The organism is Actinoplanes sp. NPDC051633, assembly GCF_040681735.1.
In the GTDB taxonomy this organism is placed as follows: Bacteria; Actinomycetota; Actinomycetes; order Mycobacteriales; family Micromonosporaceae; genus Actinoplanes.
In genome coordinates this window covers 1-1221 of record NZ_JBFAZH010001709.1, presented here as the reverse complement: position 1 = coordinate 1221, position 1221 = coordinate 1, and the positions used below count along the sequence as shown (strand labels likewise).

The following is a 1221-nucleotide window of genomic DNA, read 5'->3' as shown; positions in this document are numbered from 1 at the left end:
CCAGCTCGCGCATGTCCTCGACGGTGGTGGACCGGGCGTCGATCGAGTTCTCGAACCGCTCGTAGGCCGCCTGGACCCGGGTGAACGGGACGGCCAGCTCGGCCTCGATCGCGGCCGGCAGAGCCCGCGCGTCGAGCAGCAGGTCCCGCGCCTTGCGGGTCTTGGGCTGCTGCGGGTCGTCGATGAGCAGCACGACCCGCAGGCCGGGGTACTCCTGCAGCGCCGCGGTGAGCAGCGTGGTGCGGATGACCCGCTCGTCCTCCTGGTACGACGGCACCAGGACGGTCACCGAGGGCGTGTCGCCCTGCAGGAAGTTGTCCAGCACGATCCGCGGCGCCCGGTGGTGCGCGCGGCTGCGGTAGAAGAAGCCGATCCGGGTGATCAGATAGGCGACCGCGGAGGCGGCCAGGCCGGTGACGACGACCATGTACACGATCGCCTCGATCACCAGCCGGGCGCTGTTCGCGTGGCCGGCGACGAACTGCTGGATGATCGTGCCGATCATGTAGCAGGCCCAGACGGTGATCGTCAGCACGATCGCGAGCCGGCCGCGGGCGATCCGGCCCTCCGACACCGGTGGCGGTACGAGCGGATGCGGTGCGGACCGTTTGTCGGCCCCCCACTGGCGCGGATTGCGCTGCATGGCCTGCCCTTCACTTCGTACGGCAGGACCGCACACGCGGCCCGGGACCTCTCATCGGCCGCGCGACCACGTCGCTTGAAGGTTTCACCCCACGCGATCCTTCAGTCGCCGCCGCGACTGCCGATCTGGGCTGTCATGCCAACCAACGGCGCCACGCTGCCCTCTCTCCGCCCGGACCACGACAATCTCGCGGACCCGGACTGGCAGGAGCCGGAGACCCCGGCCGAGCGGCTCTCGTGGCTGCGGCTCGGGTTCCTCATCCTGCTGCTCGCCGGCCTCGGCGCGGGCGGCACGATCGCGGTGCTGCACGTGCGGGACACGGCCGGCCCGACCGCGAAGTCGTGGGCCGTGCCGTACGTGGACGTGACGCTCACGCCGACCTTCGAGTTCCAGGATCCGGAGCTGAACCCGGCGAACGATGTGGCGCTCGCCTTCGTGGTGGCCGACCCGAAGGACGGGTGCGCGCCCAGCTGGGGCGGTGCCTACACCCCGGACGAGGCGGCCGCGTCGCTGGAGCTGGACCGCCGGATCAGCCAGCTCCGCTCCGGCGGCGGTGACATCATGCTCAGCCTCGGCGG

1 protein-coding gene and 1 pseudogene are annotated in these 1221 nt (G+C 71.3%); one reads left to right on the top strand and one right to left on the bottom strand.

Annotation, left to right across the window (positions count from 1 at the left end; translation table 11 throughout):
- Nucleotides 1-643, bottom strand: a 643-nt coding sequence (locus AB0M20_RS44535) for a glycosyltransferase family 2 protein (protein ID WP_364307636.1), incomplete at its 3' end; no start/stop codon positions are given.
- 135 nt (nucleotides 644-778) lie between these two features.
- Here AB0M20_RS44535 and AB0M20_RS44530 point away from each other — a divergent pair.
- A pseudogene (locus AB0M20_RS44530) lies at nucleotides 779-1221 on the top strand (chitinase); the annotation flags it as partial.